This window comes from Bradyrhizobium sp. CFUWI (assembly GCF_056429085.1).
Map to the genome: position 1 here is coordinate 409,393 of NZ_JBWJZE010000003.1, position 22,017 is coordinate 431,409.

At 65.4% G+C, this 22,017-nt stretch carries 17 protein-coding genes; 5 read left to right on the top strand and 12 right to left on the bottom strand.

The genetic code is table 11. The features are described 5' to 3' along the window. Positions 1–225: 225 nt before the first annotated feature. The 10 genes from AC066S_RS09225 to AC066S_RS09270 all read right to left on the bottom strand — a co-directional run bounded on the left by AC066S_RS09225 (position 226) and on the right by AC066S_RS09270 (position 14,350). The gene (locus AC066S_RS09225) at positions 226–2,307 is read right to left on the bottom strand and encodes a methyl-accepting chemotaxis protein (protein WP_478269477.1); all 2,082 of its coding nucleotides are present in this window, start codon (positions 2,305–2,307) and stop codon (positions 226–228) included. A 123-nt stretch (positions 2,308–2,430) separates the two neighbouring features. After that, on the bottom strand, positions 2,431–3,201 hold the full coding sequence (locus AC066S_RS09230) for an enoyl-CoA hydratase (protein ID WP_478269478.1): 771 nt from the start codon (positions 3,199–3,201) through the stop codon (positions 2,431–2,433). Next, on the bottom strand, positions 3,198–3,680 hold the full coding sequence (locus AC066S_RS09235; RefSeq protein WP_135168876.1) for a MarR family winged helix-turn-helix transcriptional regulator: 483 nt from the start codon (positions 3,678–3,680) through the stop codon (positions 3,198–3,200). Before AC066S_RS09235 ends, AC066S_RS09230 begins: the two co-directional genes overlap by 4 nt. Positions 3,681–3,728: 48 nt before the next feature. After that, entirely contained in the window at positions 3,729–5,390 is a 1,662-nt protein-coding gene (locus AC066S_RS09240; protein WP_478269479.1) for a tannase/feruloyl esterase family alpha/beta hydrolase, read from the bottom strand. Positions 5,391–5,566: 176 nt separating this feature from the next. Next, positions 5,567–6,811 carry a phosphoglycerate dehydrogenase gene (gene serA / locus AC066S_RS09245; RefSeq protein WP_478269480.1) on the bottom strand — a complete coding sequence of 415 codons (1,245 nt, stop codon included), beginning with the start codon at positions 6,809–6,811 and terminating at the stop codon, positions 5,567–5,569. A 152-nt stretch (positions 6,812–6,963) separates the two neighbouring features. Next, positions 6,964–8,196, bottom strand: coding sequence for a rhodanese-like domain-containing protein (locus tag AC066S_RS09250; protein ID WP_478269481.1), 1,233 nt, complete (start codon positions 8,194–8,196; stop codon positions 6,964–6,966). An 89-nt stretch (positions 8,197–8,285) separates the two neighbouring features. Continuing rightward, complete coding sequence (locus tag AC066S_RS09255) at positions 8,286–9,569, bottom strand: DUF1963 domain-containing protein (protein ID WP_126260277.1); 1,284 nt, start codon at positions 9,567–9,569, stop codon at positions 8,286–8,288. A 164-nt stretch (positions 9,570–9,733) separates the two neighbouring features. Then, complete coding sequence (locus AC066S_RS09260) at positions 9,734–10,915, bottom strand: PepSY-associated TM helix domain-containing protein (RefSeq protein ID WP_478269482.1); 1,182 nt, start codon at positions 10,913–10,915, stop codon at positions 9,734–9,736. Between the two features lie 2 nt (positions 10,916–10,917). Beyond that, the gene (locus AC066S_RS09265) at positions 10,918–13,254 is read right to left on the bottom strand and encodes a TonB-dependent siderophore receptor (protein ID WP_478269483.1); all 2,337 of its coding nucleotides are present in this window, start codon (positions 13,252–13,254) and stop codon (positions 10,918–10,920) included. Between the two features lie 211 nt (positions 13,255–13,465). Beyond that, positions 13,466–14,350 (bottom strand): dihydrodipicolinate synthase family protein, encoded by an 885-nt coding sequence (locus AC066S_RS09270; protein ID WP_167767434.1) that lies wholly within the window; start codon positions 14,348–14,350, stop codon positions 13,466–13,468. A 179-nt stretch (positions 14,351–14,529) separates the two neighbouring features. On the opposite strand from AC066S_RS09270, the gene AC066S_RS09275 reads away from it, so the two are divergent. Continuing rightward, positions 14,530–15,942, top strand: coding sequence for an FAD-binding oxidoreductase (locus tag AC066S_RS09275; protein WP_478269484.1), 1,413 nt, complete (start codon positions 14,530–14,532; stop codon positions 15,940–15,942). 9 nt (positions 15,943–15,951) lie between these two features. Continuing rightward, entirely contained in the window at positions 15,952–16,632 is a 681-nt protein-coding gene (locus AC066S_RS09280; protein WP_126260272.1) for a GntR family transcriptional regulator, read from the top strand. Positions 16,633–16,638: 6 nt separating this feature from the next. Here AC066S_RS09280 and AC066S_RS09285 read toward each other — a convergent pair whose 3' ends face one another. Then, on the bottom strand, positions 16,639–16,881 hold the full coding sequence (locus AC066S_RS09285) for a hypothetical protein (protein ID WP_478269485.1): 243 nt from the start codon (positions 16,879–16,881) through the stop codon (positions 16,639–16,641). 93 nt (positions 16,882–16,974) lie between these two features. Here AC066S_RS09285 and AC066S_RS09290 point away from each other — a divergent pair, with 93 nt between their 5' ends. After that, the gene (locus AC066S_RS09290) at positions 16,975–18,996 is read left to right on the top strand and encodes a YgiQ family radical SAM protein (protein ID WP_478269486.1); all 2,022 of its coding nucleotides are present in this window, start codon (positions 16,975–16,977) and stop codon (positions 18,994–18,996) included. Between the two features lie 114 nt (positions 18,997–19,110). On the opposite strand, the gene AC066S_RS09295 is transcribed toward AC066S_RS09290, so the two are convergent. Beyond that, a complete protein-coding gene (locus AC066S_RS09295) occupies positions 19,111–19,404 on the bottom strand; it encodes a DUF718 domain-containing protein (protein ID WP_126260270.1) in 294 nt (97 codons plus the stop codon). 341 nt (positions 19,405–19,745) lie between these two features. Here AC066S_RS09295 and AC066S_RS09300 point away from each other — a divergent pair, with 341 nt between their 5' ends. Both AC066S_RS09300 and AC066S_RS09305 read left to right on the top strand, forming a co-directional pair. Further along, positions 19,746–20,204: an Rrf2 family transcriptional regulator gene (locus AC066S_RS09300; protein ID WP_126260269.1), complete on the top strand. Its 459-nt coding sequence runs from the start codon at positions 19,746–19,748 to the stop codon at positions 20,202–20,204. A 27-nt stretch (positions 20,205–20,231) separates the two neighbouring features. Further along, positions 20,232–20,915: a class I SAM-dependent methyltransferase gene (locus AC066S_RS09305; protein WP_478269487.1), complete on the top strand. Its 684-nt coding sequence runs from the start codon at positions 20,232–20,234 to the stop codon at positions 20,913–20,915. The last annotated feature ends 1,102 nt before the right edge of the window (positions 20,916–22,017 follow it).

Here is a 22,017-nt window from a genome sequence, read left to right on the forward strand (position 1 = left end):
ACAGATGTAGCCGCCGCGCGGACCGGCGGCAATGGCCGCTCGACATCAGACGGAGAGAACTGAGAGAGAGTTCGCCTGCGGCCGTCCTTCGCGATGCCCGCCTCCGGCGGCCCTCAGAATGAGGTCTCGGTCCGCGGCAAGCTATCAGACCCTCATGGTGAGGAGCCCGCCAAAGCGGGCGTCTCGAACCATGAAGGCCGAACCTCTGACGATTGCCTCAGTGGATTACGCGGACTTCACCGCTCCCAAGAAGCCCTCGACCGCGACGCGGAGCCGATCGGCGTCGGCCGACATCTTCTTGACGGATTCCGACAGCACCGTGCCGGCATTGCCGGTCTCCTGGTTGAGCCTGGCGACGCTGCCGATCGTGTCGGTGACCTCGCGGGTGCCTTGCGCCGCCTGCTGGAAGTTGCGGGAGATCTCGGTGGTGGCGGCGCGCTGCTGCTCGACGGCGGCGGCAATCGCCGTCATCTTCTCGTCGATGCCGCTGATGGCGCCGCCGATCGAGCGGATGGCGGCAACCGCTTGGCCCGTCGCGGCCTGGATCTCCTCGACCTGGCGCGAGATTTCTTCGGTCGCGGTCGCCGTCTGGGAGGCGAGACTCTTGACCTCGCCGGCGACCACGGCGAAACCGCGACCGGCCTCGCCCGCGCGCGCGGCTTCGATGGTGGCGTTCAGCGCCAGAAGGTTGGTCTGGCCGGCGATGGCGTTGATCATCTTGACCACTTCGCCGATGCGGCTTGCGGTCTGGTCGAGGATCTCGACCGTCGCATTGGTCTGCTCGGCCTGCGAGACGGCTTCGCGGGCCTCGCGGGCGCTGGACTGCACCTGCGCCGAGATCTCGCCGACGGATGCGGAGAGCTCTTCGGTCGCGGCCGCGATGGTCTCGAGATTGTTGGTGGCCTGTTCGGCGGCGGAAGAGACCGCTGCGGTCTGGCTGCTCGATTGCGACACTAGCGAGCGCACGCCGGTCGCGGTGGCATCGAGCCCACGCGTCGAGGCGGCGACACTCTGGATGACGGCCTGCACGGTGTCGTCAAAGCTGCGGCATGCAGAATCGACAGTGCCGGAGCGCGCGAGCTGGAGCGCCTGCTGCGACTCACGCTCCTGGCCCAGCCGTTCCGCGGTTGCCGCGCTCTCGCGCAGGCTTTCCAGTGTGGCGGCCATGGTGCCGAACTCGTCGGGATGCCGGGATTGCGGCACCGGCGTCGCATAGTCGCGGGCGCTGATGCGGGCGATGGCATCGAGGATGGCGCGTACCGGCCGCATCAGCCGATTGCGCACCACGAACACGCCGGCCAGCGTCACGGCCAGCGCGAGCAGGAAGGCGAGCGACTGCACGATGAGGTTGGTGAGGGCTTTGGCCTGGACGGCTTCCGCACGCGCGATCGACTGGTCGAGAGCCTTGTTGGCGACCGCGACGATCGGCGCGAAGGGCGACTGACACAGCGCATTCCATTCCGAGGCGGGCATTGCCGGCTTGCCGCTGCCGTCGAGATTCCTGGTGAGATCGCCGATCTGCTTGAGCACACCGTCCGTCTTGGCCCGCGCCTCCTTCGCGGCATTGACAAGGTCCGCCGTCACGTCGGGCGCGGCCAGCAATTCCTCCATGCCGGTCCAGCCGGCGGTGACGATGCCGTTCCATCCGGCCACGGTCTGCTTCTGGGTCTCGTCGAGCGGCTTTGAGGTGTTGACGTTAGGACGGAGGGTCGAGCACTGGATGCCGTAACGGTCGCGCACCTGCCAGGCCAAGCGGCGGGCCTGGATCATGCGCGCGATGAAGGGATCGTTGGTCCAGGCGCGGTTGGACACCGCGGTGGACGCCAGATTCGCGGTCTCGATCACCTTGGTGACGCCATCGTACCAGGGCGCGGTGCGCTCGATCTTGCGCTCGGCACGCGGCAGCTTGGCCTCGTCGTAGAACAGCTGGAACTTCGGAGCAGCCTCGCTCCAGCGCTGCTTCAGCGTGCTGGCGAGCTCGTCGCGGCGGGCGAACTCGACGGTGGAGAGCGCCGCGGCGATGGCATCATAGCCGGCCTGCTCGGCCTTCTCGGCGACGCCGAGCTTGGCGCGCGGATCGTCCTCGCCGAGCAGCGCGCTCTGCGCATCGCCGCGATTGCTGCGCAAGGCCAGCACGCCGTGGAAGATCGCCTTGTCGGCAGCCGCAAGCCGCTCGGTCTCCAGACTTTCGCTGTAGCGGCCGAATGCCCCGAGCATCTGGAACGCGGTGCTGGCCAGCGCGCCGGCGGCGAGCAGCGCCATCAGCGTCAGGAGAAGCGAGCTTACCGATTTGTTAAACATCGTCATGGGTTCGGGGGCCTACTCTTCACGAGAGGCCACCTTGCATGGCGACATGCCAAGGTTTGGTTAAGACTTTAATCGAATACCTGCGGTTGTGCCCGCTGTTTCCTCCCGCCAGGCCGCGTCCGATCACGCCACCTTGGTGAAGTCAGGCGGCCGGCGCTCGGCGAAAGCAGTGAATGCTTCGCGCGCTTCGGCGGTGCGCAGACGCTGGGCGAACTGCTCGCCTTCGGCCTGCATCTGCGCGACCAGCGCCTCGCCGTTGCGCATCAAGCGCTTGGTGGCGGTGAGGGCGCCGGCCGGTTGCCGGGCAAGGCGCTGCGCGAGCGCGAGCGCCTCGGCGTCGAGCTTGTCGAGCGGCGCCACACGGTTGGCGATGCCCCATTGCAGCGCGGCCTGCGCCGGCACCGTCTCGCCCAGCGCGAACATCTCGTAGGCGCGGGCATGGCCGATGCGCGCCGGCATCAGCAGGCTGGAGGCCGCTTCCGGCACCAGCGCGAGGCTGACGAAGGGCGTCGACAATTGCGCGTTGTCCGCGAGCACCACGAGGTCGCAATGCAGCAGCATCGTGGTGCCGACGCCGACGGCACGGCCCTGCACCGCCGCGACCAGCGGCCGGGTGCAGCGGGCCAGCGACTGGATGAAGCGGATGACATTGCGGCTGCCTTCGGACTTGCCGGCTGCGACCGCGGCGAATTCGCCGACGTCGTTGCCGGCGGTGAACATGTCGCCCTCGCCGCGGATCAGGAACACGCGGACGGACGCATCGTGCTCGGCGGATTCGATGGCGTCGGCAAGCTTGCCGTACATCGCATCGGTGAGCGCGTTCTTCTTGTCGGGACGGGCCAGCGTGAGGGTGAGAATGCCGCCGTTGGTCTCGATGCGGACGTGCTCGGTCATGGGTTCGCTCCTTCTATTCGTCTGAATGCCTTGTCGTCCGCAGGCCTTGGAAACTTGTCCTGAATGCTGGTCAGCCAGCGCGCGACGATGTCGATTTCCGCGGCCGTGAATCCGTCCGTCAACGCCGCGTTGATCTCGGCCGCGCCAGCCTTCGCTTGCGCCAGCGCGGTGCGTCCCTTCGGCGTCAGAAAGATGCGCCAGGCGCGTCCGTCCTCGCGATCGGCCCGTCGCTCGATCAACTTCGCAGCCTCGGTGCGGTCGACGAGGCCGGAAATGCCGGCCGGCCCCATGTCGAGAGCCGCGCCCGCCTCGCCCATCAGCACGCCGTCCTGCTTGCCGAGGATGAACAACAACCCCGCCTGCGCCGGCGTCACCTCGCTCTCCGGCCGCGCCGCCATCCAGCGCTGCAAGCGGCGCTGCGCGACGCTGAGCAGGTAGATCAGCCGGTGATGCCGCGCATCAGCGCCATTATTTCGCATGCGAAATAAATAGCTGAGCGCGAACTCGTTGTCAAACGAGCCGTTTGGCTACGGCGCGCAGGTGAAGCTCGCCGCTTCCGTCACCGGCCCCGATTTGTAATGCGGCCAGGCCGGCCAGCGGCACAGCGGCAGCGCACGCAACGTGGCGAACGACGGCGCCTCGACTTTCTGCTCGGCCACTTCGAGGTCGCCGGGCGCCTTGCCCTTCTCGACCCAGTCGACCAGCACGCTGAGCATGTCGACATTGGCCGGCGCGCCGGAACCAACATGGTCGACGCCCGGCGCGGTGTAGAGCCGCGCGAACTCGGCCGTTTCGGCCTTGCCGAGCTTGCGCTCGACGCTCTCGAAATAGCGGATGCCGGCATAGGGACTCTGGGCGTAATCGGCCATGTGCTCGAGCATGACGAGACGGCCGCCGCGCGCACGGAAGCGGCTGAGATCGGGATCGGTCGAATCCATCAGCTTCGACACTTCGAGCAGCCGCGCCTTGTGCTCCTCCACCTTGTAGGTGGTGACGTCGAGCTTGGGATCGCGCGCGAACACATATTGAATGCCGCCGGCCCCGTAGATCCAGGCGATGCCGTTGTTCGGCGCAGGCGGCTGCGCCGGCGGCGCGGTGCCGAGCCACCACGAGACCCAGCCGCCGGTCGGGCCAATCGCGGGGATGTCCTCGCCGGAAACGCCCCAACCCGGATAATCGTCGAGACCGTTGGCGAGCGCGAAGGGGAATTTGTAGGTGGCGTGCAGCGTCTCGATCGCCTTGACCTGCGCATCGGTGAGACACTGATCGCCGCTTTGGCCGGCCGCGCAACGCAGCGTGTCGACCTTGAAGGCGGCCTTGCAGGCGACGGGGTTCTGCACCAGCGCATCGTCGGAGCCGTCGGCCTTGTCGCAGGCCGCCCGCACCGCCTCGCCGACGAGCTTCACCTGCGCCGGATTGATCCAGCCCGCGCCCATGGTAACGAGACCCGAACGCGTGCCGGCGTGCTGCAGGCCGACCCAGTTGATGACAGGCACGCGGGCAAAGATTCCGTCGAAATCATCGGGGTAACGCTGCGCCATGGTGAGGCCTTCGCGGCCGCCCTCGGACGAGCCCATGAAGTACATCCTGTCGGGCTTCTTGCCGTAGGCGCGCTCCATCAGCGCAACCGCAACGTCGCGCACTCTCTTGTAGGAGCGGTGGGCGAAATTCTCGAAGGCTTCATCGTTCAGCGCAAAGACCTGCGGCGGCTCGCCCGGCCTGATCTCGTGGCCGGAATCGGTGCCGTAGGTGACGAAGCCGCGCGCCAGCGGCGACGGCTTGTCGAAGGGATAGGCCGGCGGCAGCGCAAGGCCGGTGATCAGCACGCCGTTGAAACCGCCGCCGCCATATTGCAGCGAGCGCCCGTTCCATTCGACCGGAAGGTTGACCTGGAACCTGATCGGCGGCGCCTTGGGATCGGTGGGGTCGATATGGCCGAGCACCTTGCAGAAAGCCGGGTAGGCCGGCGTGATGCGCCCGGACGGCGTCGGCCCGCGTTCGGCGACGGTGAGCTGTGAGGGCGCCTGCAGCGTTGCGGAATCGATCTTCACGGCGTCGGCGCCGCCAATGAGGCCCTTGCAGACCGTCTCTGCATCCGCTGTCAGGGTCGCGGCCAACGCAACGTTCGCGCTCAGGGCCGCCGCCGTACCCACGAGCCACGCGCACAGCTTCGCTCTTGTCAGCGTCATCGTTTCCACCCGGTTTGTGTTCTCGTTCAATCCACCAGAGGCCGCATTGAATGCGACCTTCTGCCGGCCGTCAACCGAGCGCTGCAGCCTGTTTCGATGGAATCGGAACAGGCTGCAGTTTGTTGTTTGACGCGTTTTCTTGACGCGAACCGGTGTCCACTTCGCTGGAAAACGCTTTAGTGCTCGAACACCAGCCGCGCGCCGATCGTGCCGTCGAGGCTGCGGATCTGCTGCAGCAGCGCGGCGGAATCCTGCCCCGCGAGATCGGCGTCGAGCACGACATAGCCGAGATCGCCGGCGGTCTCCAGATATTGCGCGGCGATGTTGATGTCGCGCTGCAGGAAGACCTCGTTGAGCCGCCGCAGCATGCCGGGCACGTTGCGATGGACGTGGCTGAAGCGCGCGCCGGAGGGACGCAAATGCAGCTGCACTTCCGGAAAATTCACCGCGCCCATGGTCGAGCCCGTGATGAAATAGTCGACCAGCTTGCGCGCGACCTCGCCGCCGATGCGCTCCTGCGCCTCCTCGGTCGAGCCGCCGATATGCGGGGTGAGAATGACGTTCTCGAGGCCCTGCACCGGGCTCTTGAAGCGATCCGCGTTCGACGACGGCTCGACCGGAAACACGTCGATGGCGGCGCCGGCGAGGTGACCGTCGCGCAAGGCGCGCGCCAGCGCATCGAGATCGACCACGGTGCCGCGGCTGTTGTTGATCAGGAACGAGCCCGGCTTCATCGCCCGCAGCTCCTTCTCGCCGATCATGCCTGACGTCTCCGGCGTCTCCGGCACGTGCAGGCTGACGACATCGCTCTGCGCCAGCAGCTCGTCCAGTCGCTCGACCGGCTCGGTGTTGCCGTGGCGGAGCTTGTCGGTGCGATCGAAATAGATCACGCGCATGCCCATGGCTTCGGCGAGCGTCGAGAGCTGCGAGCCGATATTGCCGTAGCCGACGATGCCGAGCGTGCGGCCGCGCACCTCGCGGCTGCCGGTCGCCGACTTGTCCCAGCCGCCGGCATGGGCCGACACCGAGCGCGGGAAGATCCGCCGCAGCAGCATCACGATCTCGCCGATCACGAGCTCGGCGACGCTGCGCGTGTTGGAGAACGGGGCGTTGAACACGGGAATGCCGCGCTTGCGCGCCGCCGCGAGATCGACCTGATTGGTGCCGACGCTGAAGCAGCCGACCGCGAGCAGCTGGTCGGTCGCCCCGAGCACCTCATCGGTGATCTGGGTGCGCGAGCGGATGCCGAGCAACGACACGCCGTCGAGCGCCCGGCGCAGATCCCCGCCGTCGAGCGCCTTGGTCAGCCGCTCGACATTGGTGAACCCCGCGCCCCTGAAAAGGTCGACAGCGCTATCATTGACGCCTTCGAGCAGCAGCGCCTTGGCGTTCCGCTCAGGGCCTTGGCCTGGGGCTGACATGGTGTCTCCGTAGATGATGAGCTTTGCCTGAGCACATAGACCGTGGAGGATGCGCAGCACAATAGGGGGCGGATACGGGAAGAAGATGGCGCTGCGTGAGATGCGCTTGGCATCCCACCAACTCCGTTATCCCCACGCGACGGCAGGCACAATCAAATCACGTAAAACCCGTGCGTGCCGTCGCGGCGGAGCTGCTCGACGAGGCCATATTCCCAATCGAGATAGGCCTGCATCGCGGCTTGCGCGACGTCGGTGCCTTCATAGGGACGGCGGTAGCGGTGGGCCGGATCGGGCCTGGGCAGCACGCGCGGCGGGCCGATCTCGAGCGCACCGTCATAGCCGCCTTCCAGCACATAGACCTCCCAGCCCATCTGCGCCAGCCAGGACGCCGTCATGTCGGCACGAACGCTCCTGTCGTCGGTCAGAAGAATGCGCGCCCCGCGCACCGGCGCGGCCATGTCGGTTTCCTGCACGAGCTGGCCGCCCGGATAATGCCGGAAGCCCGGGAGGTGGCCGGCCGCATATTCCTCGGCATCGCGCACGTCGAAGCGGTACAGCGTGCGATCGGTTTGCGCGACCAGCGCGGCCATCTCGCGCGCCCCGATGTGGCGAACGCCGGCGCGATAGGCGACATCGCGCGCATTGGCAGGACCGCCCGCGAACGGCCCGATCTCCCCGCGCCTGTCGGCACCGTGGTCGAGCCTGTGCCGCGCCAGCGTCCAGCCGATGGTGCCGTTGCGCAGCGCGCGCACCTTGTTGGGCACGCCGGCATTGATCAGCGACTGGGTGCCGATGATGGAGCGGGTGCGGCCGGCGCAATTGACGATGATGGTGGTGTCAGGATCGGGCGCGGCCTGCCCTGCGCGCAGCACCAGCTCGGCGCCGGGCACGCTAACCGAGCCCGGAATGTTCATGGTCGCATATTCGTCGAAGCGGCGGACGTCGAGGATGGCAATGTCGGCCTTGTCGGCGATCAGCTTGGCCACCTCGTCGGCGCTGAGCGATGGCGTATGCCTGCGCGATTCGACCAGTTCGCCGAACGCTTTCGAATAGGAATTGACGTCCTCGAACACCTCATAGCCCGCCGCGCGCCACGCCTTCAGCCCGCCATCGAGCGCGCTGATGTTGGTGTAGCCGAGCGCGGCAAGCCGCTCGGCGCCGGTCGGGACCAAGCCGTCGCCGTCATCATAGAGCACGATCGGCACGTCCCTGCGCGGCAGCCGGGTCTCGGCCTCTATCGCAATCCGGTCGACGGCCATGTTGGCCGCGAACAGCGGATGCCCGGTCGCAAAGCCCGCCTCGTACCGGAGATCGAGCAGCGCGATCTCCTCGCGCAGCAGCAGCGCGCGGCGGATGTCGGCGGGGGTGACGGTGGGAAGCTTCATTGTGCGGCCTTGCAAAGTGAACAGGGACCTTTTGAACCATTGCGGTAGCGTTGGCCAGCAATAAGCCAGAAGCACATGCGGAGATCAGTCTAGTCGCATTGGTATGTTGCGACGACCTGCGAGAAATCGCCTTGAGCAAGCGCATCGGGATCGATCCAGAAATGAAGCACGCCGCCGATATCCGAGTGCCAATTGAAAAAGGCAAGATCGCCCTCGATCTGAAGCAGCAAGATATCCTCCAGATGCTCCTCGGTCGCATCCTGCCATGAGCTGCCATATCCCAGCATCTGATGAATCGCCGTGTGGAAATGGCGGCGTTGCCCCTCCTTTGCCGTCGGCGCCATCCAACGATTTTGCCGCACGAGATTTGCAACGTAACTCAATGGAGCGTCATCGACAGTGTCGACATCGTGCGTCGCCATACAACGGATGGTATGGTTGATGGCGTTGCCAAGGTCTTCCGTGATTTGGCCGACACTAGTGGTTACCTGCCCGTCCAAGTTCTCGTAGCCCTGCACGATGTCGAACCACCAAGACCTGAACGCTGCCTTCGCGCCGGCATCGACATCATCCAGTGGAGTCAGATCCCGACACCGTTCGAGCCACCCTATGGCCCCGGTACGAAAACGCTTCAGCTCCACGATTGCTTCTTCGGTGGCCGGCTTGCCGTAATATCCGTCCGTCAGGTCGCGCTGAATATTTGATAAGACCGACCGAACCACGCAAGCGATCAGCAGCCAATTGAACGGCCAATCGTCGTCCTTCCGATAGTTGTCCACGCGTCGGAACTGAAGCAGATCATTCTGTTGCGGCTCGCCTGGACCTAGCGCTTTACATAATTCCTTGATCATGAGTTCGCCTCCGACGGCATCTTCCAGGAAGTAGAAGTCACGGAACTGCCGGAAGGAAACCGGGTATTTGAATTCGACCTTGGAATGGAAATCGACGTCGGGATCGAGCCATCTGACTTGGTAGTCACCGTCGCTGCCAGCCAACGGCATCAGATCCGGCGGTGGCTGGCGGTCGGGATACGCATTGCCGTCGGTTGGGCTGTAGAGGACGCGACAGGGTGGGTGTCCCTCGCCAACGAACACAGAGCTACAGAAGAAATAAAGCGTACCCCGCGTCGGAAGCGGCGACCAACCTCCCCCTGGCACTTCGGCCAAGTCGATCTGGGCCACGAATGTCAGTGCAACGGTCTCTGGTGATTTGTAGGCCGTGACGTCTGCGATCGGCCAATCGAAACGCGGAGGCAATTTGGGAAGCCCCCCGAAGAAACTTCGTGCCGGGTGCGCCAATGGCACGGGCAGATCGCTGCGCCTGACCAGCATGGCAGGCAGGGCCGTCTCCTCAAGTTCGTCTCGTTCAGACATTGCTGAAGGGCTCCAGTACACGACCTCAACGTGTGGAGGGAACCATTCTCTAATGCCCGAGACAAGAATTTCCTTGCTTGGCTGTGATGACGACGCTTGGAGTAACTGGCCTCGGCCCAAGAGACCAAGTTGTCATCAGGCCTCTCGGCGACCGCCTCGTCCGCTCACTCGCCGGGAACGAGCCGCCCGAGCGGCGTCTGTGCCGCGCGCCGCAGCTTGCGGCGTGACAGATAGAGCAGGATGCCGGTGACCGAAAAAAGATGCATCAGGATTGCCGCCATCATGAAGGCGAGCTTGCCCGGCCAGCCCAGGATCGCGCCGCGATGGATGTCGTAGATGGCCGCGATGATCTTCTCGCCGAACGTCTTATCGGTAAAGCGCTCCGCGGAAGCCAACTGGCCGGTGACGGCATCGATGCGGAATTCATCGCGCGTGGTTTCGAGCAACGAGGCCTTCCCCCACGACCGGATGCGGATCGTCGTACCCGGTCCGCCCGGCAGCGTCAGCAAGGCTCTGGAGAAGCGGCCGCCTTCCTCGCGCTGGAACGTGGTCCATGCCGGATCGAAGCCGATTGACGGCACCGGCCCGGAGTTGACCAAGCGCGGCGGCTTTGCAGGCATCTTTGTTGCGGCGACGTGGGGACGCGCCAACAGCCAGGTCACGCCGTCCTTGTACCATTCGAAGGAGAAGTACAGCCCGGTGAGCGTCATCGTCAGATAGACCGGAAGCACCCAGGTGCCGATCACGGTGTGCAGCGAGCGATGCAGTCCGCGGCCGCTGAGCCCGAGATTGGGCTTCAGCCACATCTTCACGCTGCCTGCCCGACGCGGCCAGCGCAGCACCAGGCCCGACACCAGCATGGCGATCAGGCCAAGCGCGATGATGCCGGTGATGGGGCGCCCCCAGCCTTTGGCGTCGCCAGGAATGAGCAGCCAGCGATGCAGCCGGCGCACCGTCGCGAAGAACGCCTCGCCGCGCGGCGAGCCCAGCACACGCGCGTCATAGGGGTCGACATAGAGCGAGGTCGGCCGGTCGCCCCGTTCGTCACGCGCAAAGCGGACATGGACCGCCGCCGACGGGTCGCTCGACAACGTGACCGCCGAGACCTTGCCGAGATCCTGCCCCGCCTTCAGCCGCGCCACCAGCTCGTCCGGCATCAGTGCCGGCGCCTGACGCGGCGCGACCTGCATGATGCCGGCATTGAGATGATCGACGATCTCGTCCTCGAAGCTCATGATCGCGCCGGTCAACGCGATCAGGGACAGCAGCAGCGCGAGGATCAGACCCGCGATGGAATGGACCTGGAACAGGACCGCCTTGATGGTGTGTCCCAGCCGCGCCGCCATCGCTAGAACTTCACCATCGCCGACAGCGAGAACCGGCGCGCATCGCCGAGCGCGACGTTCAAGGCGTTCCCGGTGCTGGAGGTATAGTAGAGCTTGTCGAACAGGTTCTTGACGTTGAATTGGTAAGTCACCGGCAAGTTGTCGATCTTCGTGTCGTAGGTCGCAAAGACGTCTGCGACTGTATAGGCCGGCAGAAAGAACGTGTTGGCGGAGTCGCCCGGCCGGTCGCCGACATAGTGCGCGCCGCCGCCGAGCCGCAGGCGTCCGGGGAGCGCATCGCCGAAATCGTAGACGAGATAGAGCGAAGCCGTATTCATCGCGGCGTTCAGCAGCTTGGCATTGCCGTTGATGGGATCGTTGACCAGGCGCGCGTCGGTGTAGCCGTAACTTCCGATCATGCTCCATTGATCGCTCAGCTTGCCAGTCACGTCCAACTCCACGCCGCGCGACCGCGCCTTCGCGGACGTTCGTACCAAGACCGTGCCGCTACTGAAAGGGTCGGAAACCAGTACGTTCTTCTTCTCGATGTCATAGAGCGCAAGAGTGCCGGATAGCCGCTTGTTGACGTCGAACTTCAGGCCGGTCTCCCACTGGGTTCCCTCTTCGGGCTTAATGGTGGAGTCGACGACAAAGCCGACGGGAGCGCCGGTGAAGAGCGCAATCGTCGAGGTCGGCTTCAGCGACTGCGTATAGCTCACGTAATACGAGAGCTGCTCGTTCAGCTTGAGGATGACGCCGCCGAGCGGCAGCACCTTGTCTCCAGCCAGGTTGGTATTCGTGACGAACAAGGGCCGGCCTTTTCCGGCGAGCTGCTCGTATTCCATCCAGCGCACGCCGCCGACCACGGACAGCCAATTGGTCAGGTGGAAGGTGTCCTGGGCGAAGAAGCCGCGGGTGCCGAGCAGGTCGGTCTGCTCGCTGTCGGTTGCCGAGACCGTCGTACCCGGCGTGATCAGCCCGTAGACCGGATTGTAGAAATTGAAGTTCGCCGTCGCCTGGCGGATCAGGTCGTGGCGGTCAATCGTGCGATACAACGCCTCGCCGCCGAACAGGATCTCGTTGCGGAAGCCGCCCACCCAGACGTCGCCCTGGAGGTAGGAGGTGCCGTAACTGGCGTTACTCAGCGAGTCATGGGTGCCGTCGTTGCTGCGCTTCTCGACCCCGGTCTTGGCATCGACCGAGGTAATGCGGAGCTGATTGGCGCTATAGGTCTCGGTATTATAGCTGTAGGCCGCCGTAACCTTCCAATTGTCGTCGAGCTTCTGCTCGACCGAGGCCTGCACCAAATCGGAGGTACCCCACATGTTGTTGAAGGGCTCGTCGAGCCGGCGCGTCTTCGGGATCGCCAGCGGTGCGCCGTTGACGAAGGCCGTGCCGCGGTCGAACGGAGTGATGAACTCGCGATGCTCATAGGTGAGCTGGACCGTCGTGGTGTCGCCGTACCAGGCCAGCGAGGGGTTCACCAGCATTTCGCGGTGGCGGCCGAAATTGCGCCAATAATCCTCGCTGACGCCGTAGCCGATGAAGCGATAGGCGAGACCGCCGTCGCCGATCGGACCGGTGATGTCGAGCGTGCCGTCGGCGCCGCTGCGGTTGTTCGCATAGGTCGAGCCGAGCAGCGTGACCGAACCGTGCTGATAGAGCTCCGGCCGCTTGCTGATGGTGTTGACGATGCCGCCGGGATCCATGATGCCGTAGAGCAGCGAGGCCGGCCCCTTCAGCACCTCGACGCTCTCGACCGCGGCATTGAGGCTGCGGCCCTGCACCAGCGGCATGCCGTTGCGCATGATCGAGCCGTCGCGGTTGTCGCCGAAGCCGCGGCGGATCACGGCGTCCTGAGTGCCTGCAAGCGTGTTGGTCTGCGTGATCCCGCTGATGTTGACCAGCGCATCGTCGATGTTTCGCGGCAACTGGTCTTTCAGCACCTGCGCGGGCACGACGTTGACGGTCTGCGAGGTATCGAGCGGCGAGGCGCCGCTGCGCAGCGTGGTGGCGCTCGGCATCGCACGGTAGCCGAGCTTGGCGGCCTGTTGCGCGGCAGCTTCCGCGGCGGCGCGCTCCGAGAGCGTCGGCGCTGCGGTCGCAGAATTGCGATTCGACTGGCGCCGCGCCGCAGTTTGCGCGCGGCGTGAGGATTGATCCGCGGCGCGCGCCGGCTTCGACCGCGCTGTTGGAGCCTCCACCGTCACAGGCGGCAGGGCCGATTGCGCCTGCGCGGTCGTCGTGTTGGAGTGGCATTCGACGAGCAGCACGGCTGCTCCAATGAGAAGACCTGCACGGCGCTTGCCGGCACGGTGATGATGGCTGCTGACGCGTTGGCCATCCAGATGAGCACGCACGTTCGATTCACTTCCAAGTCAGACACGGCATTGAAGCTCGCGCGTCTAACAGCCACCGTGCGCGAAGAGAACCGTAGCCGGAGTTGAATCGCTCTAGTGTTGAATCATTCTAAGAAGAGAACGACCGTGAACGGCAATCTCCAGTTGCCATCGTGCCACCCACGACACGTCGCACGCGAACTCGCGGCGACGTATCAAGTTTCGTGCGGTCTCACGCGATGGCAGGCGCGGTCAGCTCGTCGAGCTTTCGCTTCAACGCAGCGCCGTCGGACGCGGCGCGGAGCGGCGGGCGCACGCGCAGCCAGGCTGCATCGCCGGTCTGCGCCGCAAGGATCGCCTTCAGCGTCGCGGTGAACGACGGCGTCTTCAGCACGATATCGATCGCGGCCTGCATGCGCGCTTCGACGTCCTTGCCGTCGACCATGCCCTTGACCAGCTCGGGCACGACATTGGCCATGCCGCAGATGGTGCCGGCGCCGCCCGCCGTCATCGCGCGGGCGATATCGGCTTCGTTGCCGACGGTGATGGCGAGTTCGGGAGCTGCGGCACGGAAGGCCTGGAACTGCTTGAAGTCACCGCTGGAGTCCTTCAGGCCCGCCACCACCCTGCCGTAGCGCTTGCGCAAGCTCGCAGCCACGGTGGTGGGGATCGCAACGCCCGAGGTCTGCGGGATATGATAGAGATAGGCGCGCAACCGATCATCGGCGACGCCGTCGACAATCGCGGCAAAGGCATCCTCGATGCCTTCGCTCGTGACGCTGCGATCGAAATAGGGCGGCAGCAACAGCACGTGACGCAGGCCGAGGCCGAGCACGGCGCGCGTGAGCGCGATGCTGTCGGTGATGGCGGGGAAGCCGCCGCCGATGCCGATGCGCTCCGGCGCAATGCCGGCCTTGAGCACGGCTTCGATGGTCGCGACGCGCTCGGCGACATTGAAGGAGGTGCCCTCTCCGGTGGTGCCGAACAACACGACCCCATCGACGCCCTTGCTGAACAGCTGCCTGGCGTGAGCCGTAAGCTTTGCCGAATCCACGCTACCGTCGGCCGCCAGCGGCGTCGCCGATGCCACCCAGAACCCGCGAATTGCCTCGGTCATCACACTGCCCTTTGCTTCAACCCCGAACTAAGCCACTGATCTTCAACGATCTTCCGCGGCTTCCTCAGGCCTTGTTTTTGCTTTACTTTTCGTCTTGTACCTTACATACAAGACATACGCAAACCCTTTCCACCGCGAAGGCGCGCATGAGGCGCGGCCAGCTTCCGAGGAGGTCTCGCATGAACATGGTGACCCCCATCGGGCGACCCGAGCAATTGCTCGGTGCGCTGCGCGACAAGCTCGGCGCGGCTGCCGTGCTGATCGGCACCGACGTGCCGGCGCGCAATTGCAACGACTGGAGCGCGAGCCTGCCGCAGACGCCGCTCGCGGTGATCCGCCCCGTCGATGCGCAAGGCGTGGCCGACGCGGTTGCCACCTGCCGGCAGGCACATCTGCCGTTCGTGCCGCAGGGCGGACTGACCGGACTGTGCCGCGGCGCCTCGCCCGAAGCCGGCTGGGTCGCGATCTCGCTGGAGCGCATGACCGGCATCGAGGAGATCGATGCGGCCTCCGCAACGATGACGGTGAAAGCGGGAACGCCGCTGGAGACGATCCAGAAGGCCGCGGACGAGGCCGGCTTCTTCTTTCCGCTAGACCTCGGCTCGCGCGGCTCCTGCGCGATCGGCGGCAATCTCTCCACCAATGCCGGCGGCAACCGCGTGATCCGCTACGGCATGACGCGCGAGCTGGTGCTCGGGCTCGAAGTCGTGCTGCCCGACGGCAGCATCATCACCGGCCTCAACAAGCTGATGAAGAACAACGCCGGCTATGACCTCAAGCACCTCTTCATCGGCTCCGAAGGCACGCTCGGCATCATCACCCGCGTGGTGCTGAAGCTGTTCCCGAAGCCGCGCTCGACCATGGCCGCGCTCTGCGCGCTGAAGGACTATGCCGCCGTGGTCGCGCTGCTCGGCGCGGCGCGCAGCGGGCTCGGCCCGCTGCTGTCGGCCTTCGAGGTGATGTGGCCGGACTATTGGGACGTCATCACGAATCGGGCCGGCGTGAAGCCGCCGGTCACCGCCGGCCACGGTCTCTACGTGCTGGTGGAGGCGCAGGGCACCGACGAGAGCGTGGATGCGCCGCGCTTCCAGGCCTGGCTCGAAGAGCTGATGGAGCGCGGGCTGCTGGCCGATGCCGCCGTGGCGCAGTCGCTGGCGCAGACGCAGGCGTTCTGGCGCGTGCGCGACATCTGCGCCGAGTTCGGCCAGGTGCTGGGGCCGCACATCTCCTACGATATCGGCCTTGCGGTGGCGCGGATGGACGAGTTCGTCACGCGCTGCAAGGCCGCGCTCGCTGACGGCATCAAGGGTTGCGAGAGCGTCTATTACGGCCATATCGGCGACGGCAATCTGCATCTGGTCTCATGGGTCGCCGGCCTCCCCGTCGAGCAGCAGCCGAAGGAAGAGATGGACACGATCATCTATGGTCTCGTCCGCGAGCTCGGCGGCAGCGTCTCCGCAGAGCACGGCATCGGCACGTTGAAGAAGAAATGGCTGGGCCATGCCCGCAGCGAAGCCGAGATCGCGCTGATGCGGACGCTGAAAGCGGCGCTCGATCCCGATCAGCTGCTCAATCCCGGCAAGGTGATCTGAGACACGCAAATGCGCTCGCTCAAGCTCGATACGCCGAAATCGCTGTCGCAGCGGGTGATGCAGCGGCTGCGCCAGGCGATCATCGACGGCGAGTTCGCGCTCGGCGCCGCCATCTCCGAGGAGATGGTGGCCAATTCCTTCGGCGTCAGCCGCACGCCGGTGCGCGAGGCCATGGGCCAGCTGCAGGCGCAAGGCCTCGTGGTGATCCGCCCGCAGGTCGGCAGCTTCGTGTTCACGCCGAGTGCGGACGACATCAACGCGCTCTGCACCTTCCGCATCGCGCTCGAGCCCAAGGCGGCCGAGCTCGCCTATCGTCACGATCGCGACGGCGCAATCGCCTCGATGAGCGAGGCGATCGCGGCGATGGAGCCGGCGGTCACGGCGAAGGACAACATCGCCTATGGGCGCGCCGATGCCGCTTTTCACGAGGCGCTGTTTGCCCATTGCGGCAACCGCTATCTCGCCGAATCCTATCAGCTGGTCTCCGGCCGCGTCGCCGCGCTCCGCACCAATCTGACCTCCCCGATCGACGTCAGGACCCGCACCTCGTTCGACGAGCATCGCAGGCTGCTCGATCTGTTCGGGCGCGGCGAGCTCGCCGCCTTCGAGGAATTGATGACCACGCACATCACCAATTCGGGCGTGGTCTATGCCAAGGCCTTGAGGGTCGAGACGCTGAAAGCGGATTGAGCGCGACTATTTCGCGTCCCTCGAGCCCGGCCTGTCCAGGAAATCCAGCGCGGTGTTGATCTGTTCGAGCTGGTGCTCGATCTTGTCGCGATCCTCGACCGACGGCGCCTTTTCGAGCTGTTCCACGAGCTTCTGCTTCCGCAACAGCAAGTTCTCTATGACTGTGCTCACAGCTCCCCCATCGCCACAAACGGACGTCGCGAGCGCGCGCGAGCCGGGCTCGCCGCAACCCTCCACCAGAATGTCCACGAAGACGGATGGTTCCTGGCGGCCCGGGAACCTTCGATCTTTCACGCCTCCGTCGGTTGTATTCGGGAGCCCGGAGTCCTATGCGTATCCGCCATGGACACCCAGATCGCCACCGCCGCAAAGCCCCTGATGGCCCAGGCCCAACCGCGCAAGCCGGCGCCGTTCCTCCCCATGAGCCGCGCCGAGATGGATGCGCTCGGCTGGGACGCCTGCGATATCGTGCTGGTGACGGGCGATGCTTACGTCGACCATCCGAGCTTCGGCATGGCGATCATCGGCCGCCTGCTGGAGGCGCAAGGCTTTCGGGTCGGCATCATCTCGCAGCCCGATTGGCACTCGGCCGAGCCGTTCAAGGCGTTGGGCAAGCCAAAGGTTTTCTTCGGCGTCACCGGCGGCAACATGGATTCCATGGTCAACCGCTACACCGCGGATCGCCGCCTGCGCCATGACGACGCCTATACGGCCGGCGGCGAAGGCGGCAAGCGGCCGGACCGCTGCACCGTCGTCTACGCCCAGCGCTGCCGCGAGGCGTTCAAGGACGTAGCCGTAGTGCTCGGCGGCATCGAGGCCTCGCTGCGCCGGATCGCGCATTACGACTATTGGTCCGACAAGGTGCGCCGCTCGGTGCTGGCCGACGCCAAGGCCGATCTGTTGCTCTACGGCAATGCCGAGCGCGCCGTGGTCGAAGTCGCGCAGCGGCTCGCCGCCGGCGAAGCGCCGCGCGCGCTCGACGACATCAGGGGCGTCGCGCTGTTCCGCAAGGTGCCGGAGGATTACACCGAGCTGCACGCCGACGATCTCGATTCCGCCGACGAGGGCGCAACGCGCCAGAAGGGCGCGACCGTGATCCGGCTGCCGGCGCTGGAGCAGGTCGAGCAGGACCGCGAGGCCTATGCAAGGGCCTCACGCGTGCTGCATCGGGAGAGCAATCCCGGCAATGCGCGGCCGCTGGTGCAGCGTCACGGCGACCGCGATCTCTGGCTCAACCCGCCGCCGATCCCGCTGACCAGCGACGAGATGGATGCGGTCTACGACCTGCCCTACGCGCGCGCGCCGCATCCCTCCTATGGCGATGCCAAGATTCCCGCCTGGGAGATGATCAAGTTCTCGGTCACGATCATGCGCGGCTGCTTCGGCGGCTGCACCTTCTGCTCGATCACCGAGCACGAGGGCCGCATCATCCAGAACCGCTCCGAGGGTTCTATTCTTCGCGAGATCGAGAAGATCCGCGACAAGACGCCGGGCTTCACCGGCGTGATCTCCGACATCGGCGGCCCCACCGCCAACATGTACCGGATGGCGTGCAAGGACCCCAAGGTCGAGGCGGCGTGCCGGCGGCCGTCCTGCGTCTTCCCCGAGATCTGCCCCAACCTCAACACCTCGCATGACGACCTCATCCGGCTCTATCGCAAGGTGCGCGAGACCAAGGGCATCAAGAAAGTGATGGTCGCCTCGGGCGTGCGCTACGATCTCGCCGTCGAGAGCCCGGAATACATCAAGGAGCTCGTCACCCATCACGTCGGCGGCTACCTCAAGATCGCGCCTGAGCACACCGAGCGCGGCCCGCTCGACAAGATGATGAAGCCGGGCATCGGTGCCTACAACAAGTTCAAGCGGATGTTCGACGAGGCGGCGGAGCGGGCCGGCAAGAAATATTACCTGATCCCCTATTTCATCGCGGCGCATCCGGGCACGACCGACGAGGACATGATGAACCTCGCGCTCTGGCTCAAGAAGAACCGCTATCGCGCCGATCAGGTGCAGACCTTCCTGCCCTCGCCGATGGCGACGGCGACCGCGATGTACCACACCGGCGTCAATCCACTGCGCGGCGTGCGCCACGGCGGCAGCGACAAGGTCGAGGCCATCAAGGGCCTGCGCCAGCGCCGCCTGCACAAGGCCTTCCTGCGCTACCACGATCCCGACAACTGGCCGGTGCTGCGTGAGGCCCTGATCGAGATGGGCCGCCGCGACCTGATCGGCTCGCAGCCCCACCAGCTCGTGCCGGCACACCAGCCGCCCGGCACCGGCAAGGCCGCCGGCACGCGGCGGCCAGTGCGCCCCGGCGGCAAGACGCAGAAGTTCACGACCAAGGGCGTGCGGGTGATGAAGTAGCGGTTAGCTCGTCTTAAAGCGCGATGCGATGAGGATGAATCGTCATCGCGCTTTAGGTTATTGTCTAAGCATGATCTTTGCGGAAAACCGCTGCGCACTTTTCCGGATCATGCTTTAAAGAGCCAGCACGACCTCGCCCGACACGGCGTCGGTTACGCCGCGTCCGTTGCCCTGGTCTTCGAGCACCGACCTGAAGCTGTCGAGGGTCTTGATCATCGCAGGACGCGCCGCGGCCATCGCATCCTGGCTGGCCCAGGTGCCGATCAGACAGTAGGTCTGCTCGCCGGTCTTGACGATGACGCCATGCTCGAGGCCGGGCCATCTGGCCTTGCCGTTGCGATGCGCGTCGAGGAAGGCGGCCTCCTCGCCCTGCTTCACCTTGAACTTCACCACGTTGTAAACCTGCATGACGCGCCTCCGAAAAATGGACTGATGAAAACGGGCGCCGTGTGAGGGACAGGACGAAAAGTCCATGCCTCGCCCCGACCGAATGTTGCCTCTCGCGCATGGGGCCGTCACCGTGACAAATCAGCATGCCAGGCCGCCGCCGATGCTTCAGGCCTGCGAAAATGTCGAAAACAACCCCATGCACAGTAGACCGAGCCAGCAGGATCAATGACTTAGGGCTCGCCCCACGCGACTGATGTGCCGAACAAGAGCCTGTTGCTTCGTCGGGCAAAACAGGGCGCACCGCGCTGCCGCTCCGCGCAAGGTTGACTTTCCCGCCATCATGTAACATATGAAGTTACATGAAACGAGACAGCCGATTATCGGGCGTGCTGCATGTCCTCTTGCACATGGCGCAGCAGCCTGGGCCGTTCACGTCCGAGACCCTTGCGAAAGCCATGGACACCAACCCCGTGGTGATCCGCCGCATCATGGCGGGCCTGAGGGAGCTTGGTTATGTGCGCTCGGAGAAGGGCCACGGCGGCGGCTGGACGCTTGCCTGCGATCTTTCGAAGGTGACGCTGCGCGACGTCTATGCCGCGCTCGGCAGTCCCTCGCTGCTGGCGATGGGCAACCGGACCGAGGCGCCCGGCTGCCTCGTCGAGCAGGCCGTCAATGCCGCGCTCGATCAGGCCTTTGGCGCTGCCGAGGCGTTGCTGCTGGCGCGCCTCGGCGAGGTGACGCTGAAAATGCTGGGCGAGGATCTGCGCAAGCGCCTCGGCTCCCGCAAGCCTCACGGCATGAGCGCGCATCACGCATAGCGCGCACGATCCGGCAAGGACAACACCATGACCGACATTCAAGCCATGTTCTCCGATCCGCAAGCCGTGGCGAACTACACCGAAGGACCGCCGCGCTTCGTGCCCGGCTACAACGCCATGCTGTCGATGGCGGCGATCCTGCTGGCCGAGCGCGCACGTGAGGATGCGCGCATCCTCGTGCTCGGCGCCGGCGGGGGTCTCGAATTGAGAATGTTTGCGCAGGCGCAGCCGCGCTGGAGCTTCGACGGCGTAGACCCCTCCGCTGCGATGCTGGCGCTCGCCGGGCAAACCCTGGGACCGCTCGCATCGCGCGCGCGCCTGCATCAAGGTTACATCGACGACGCGCCGGAAGGACCGTTCGACGGCGCCAGCTGCCTGCTAACCCTGCACTTCGTCGATATCGCGGAGCGGCGCCGCATTGCTTCGGAAATCCGCCGCCGCCTCAAACCGCGCGCGCCATTCGTGGTCGCGCATTTGAGCGCGCCCGATGGCGACGAGGAACGCGCGCGATGGCTGTCGCGATATTCCGCGTTCCTGGCCTTCTCCGGCGTCGAGCCCGACAAGGCGGCAGCCGCGCGAGACGCCGTCACCCATCATCTGGAGATCCTCACGCCGGCCGAGGACGAGGCCATCCTGCGCGAGGCCGGCTTTGCCGAGCCCGCCCTGTTCTATACCGGCTTCACCTTCCGCGGCTGGGTCGCCTACGCGTGAGGCGGCACGGCTTCGTTAACCCGGCCGGGCATCATGAACTTGGTTGCGTCAGGGGCTCGGCCATGACGAAGGGAGACGGACGTTCGTGATGCCAGGGATGTGACCAATCGTGAGACCGCCATGTGTTGGAACGCCGGGGCTGGGCGCCAAGTAACCAAGCGAAGAACTTGGAGAAATAGCGATGCGATTCATTCTGGCCTTGAGTCTCCTGATCACCTTGGGCGGCGTTGCCGACGCGGCACAGCCGCATCACGGGCACCGGCGGAACACCATTGTTCATTCCCATCAGAGCGTGATCGCGCTGGGTCCCACTTCAGGTTTCGCCTACGCAGCACCTCGGCCGACGCACCAAGGCGCCCCGGTCTACCCTGGCGCGACTGAGCCGTATTATGGTGCTTCTCAGGGTTACGCGCCTGGCGAAAAGGAGCGGTTTCTCCGCAGTCTGTTCAGCCCATGATGAGCGGCCGGGAGGCTCATTGCCGCCCGCGTCTGGCGACACCTCGTTGGGAAGCTGCTGAGATGAACCCGCAGCTTCCCCTTCTTCAGATCACAGGGCGAGGATCTTGGTTACCGTCGGGTCGGATCGTTGGACCCGCCAGGACGGATGGTCTGAGGGCCGCCCTGCCCGGCACTACCCGCGCTATTCCCGCTGGTACCCGCGCTGGATCCTGCGGCTGCGCCGCCCGTTGCACCACCGCCCGCCCCCGTTCCGGCCGCGCCGCTCGTTCCGCTACCCGAACCGTCGCCGGTTCCTCCGGCTCCCGCGCTCGCACCCCCGCCGGCCGCTCCTCCTGCGCCCCCTGCACCGCCGGCCTGCGCATGGGCGAAACCGATCGACGCGCCGGCAAGCAACGCACACATGGCCACTGAGAAGATTGTCTTTCGCATGGTTCAAACTCCGGTTGACGATGACATGCCAATCAAAGCCGCGTGCAAACGTTCCTGTGAGATTCGTCGCAGGATTCCGCAAGACATGAGCGCCTTTCTCGCAGCGTAAACAGGCCGGAGCGAGAACGCTTAGGCGATGAATGCAATGCAGGATGCATTGCGCGATCCGATGCACCTGGTGAAGCGAAGCGGCGAGAGCTTGCGTCGGGGCATG

What these genes read in the sequence shown, in the direction of transcription:
- AC066S_RS09255 (WP_126260277.1), bottom strand. Translation starts at nt 9,569, where the DNA reads ATGTCTGAACGAGACGAACTTGAGGAGACGGCCCTGCCTGCCATGCTG.
- AC066S_RS09240 (WP_478269479.1), bottom strand. Translation starts at nt 5,390, where the DNA reads ATGACGCTGACAAGAGCGAAGCTGTGCGCGTGGCTCGTGGGTACGGCG.
- AC066S_RS09280 (WP_126260272.1), top strand. Translation starts at nt 15,952, where the DNA reads ATGCGCTCGCTCAAGCTCGATACGCCGAAATCGCTGTCGCAGCGGGTG.
- AC066S_RS09250 (WP_478269481.1), bottom strand. Translation starts at nt 8,196, where the DNA reads ATGAAGCTTCCCACCGTCACCCCCGCCGACATCCGCCGCGCGCTGCTG.
- serA (WP_478269480.1), bottom strand. Translation starts at nt 6,811, where the DNA reads ATGTCAGCCCCAGGCCAAGGCCCTGAGCGGAACGCCAAGGCGCTGCTG.
- AC066S_RS09275 (WP_478269484.1), top strand. Translation starts at nt 14,530, where the DNA reads ATGAACATGGTGACCCCCATCGGGCGACCCGAGCAATTGCTCGGTGCG.
- AC066S_RS09260 (WP_478269482.1), bottom strand. Translation starts at nt 10,915, where the DNA reads ATGGCGGCGCGGCTGGGACACACCATCAAGGCGGTCCTGTTCCAGGTC.
- AC066S_RS09235 (WP_135168876.1), bottom strand. Translation starts at nt 3,680, where the DNA reads ATGCGAAATAATGGCGCTGATGCGCGGCATCACCGGCTGATCTACCTG.
- AC066S_RS09230 (WP_478269478.1), bottom strand. Translation starts at nt 3,201, where the DNA reads ATGACCGAGCACGTCCGCATCGAGACCAACGGCGGCATTCTCACCCTC.
- AC066S_RS09300 (WP_126260269.1), top strand. Translation starts at nt 19,746, where the DNA reads ATGAAACGAGACAGCCGATTATCGGGCGTGCTGCATGTCCTCTTGCAC.
- AC066S_RS09290 (WP_478269486.1), top strand. Translation starts at nt 16,975, where the DNA reads ATGGACACCCAGATCGCCACCGCCGCAAAGCCCCTGATGGCCCAGGCC.
- AC066S_RS09305 (WP_478269487.1), top strand. Translation starts at nt 20,232, where the DNA reads ATGACCGACATTCAAGCCATGTTCTCCGATCCGCAAGCCGTGGCGAAC.
- AC066S_RS09270 (WP_167767434.1), bottom strand. Translation starts at nt 14,350, where the DNA reads ATGACCGAGGCAATTCGCGGGTTCTGGGTGGCATCGGCGACGCCGCTG.
- AC066S_RS09295 (WP_126260270.1), bottom strand. Translation starts at nt 19,404, where the DNA reads ATGCAGGTTTACAACGTGGTGAAGTTCAAGGTGAAGCAGGGCGAGGAG.
- AC066S_RS09225 (WP_478269477.1), bottom strand. Translation starts at nt 2,307, where the DNA reads ATGACGATGTTTAACAAATCGGTAAGCTCGCTTCTCCTGACGCTGATG.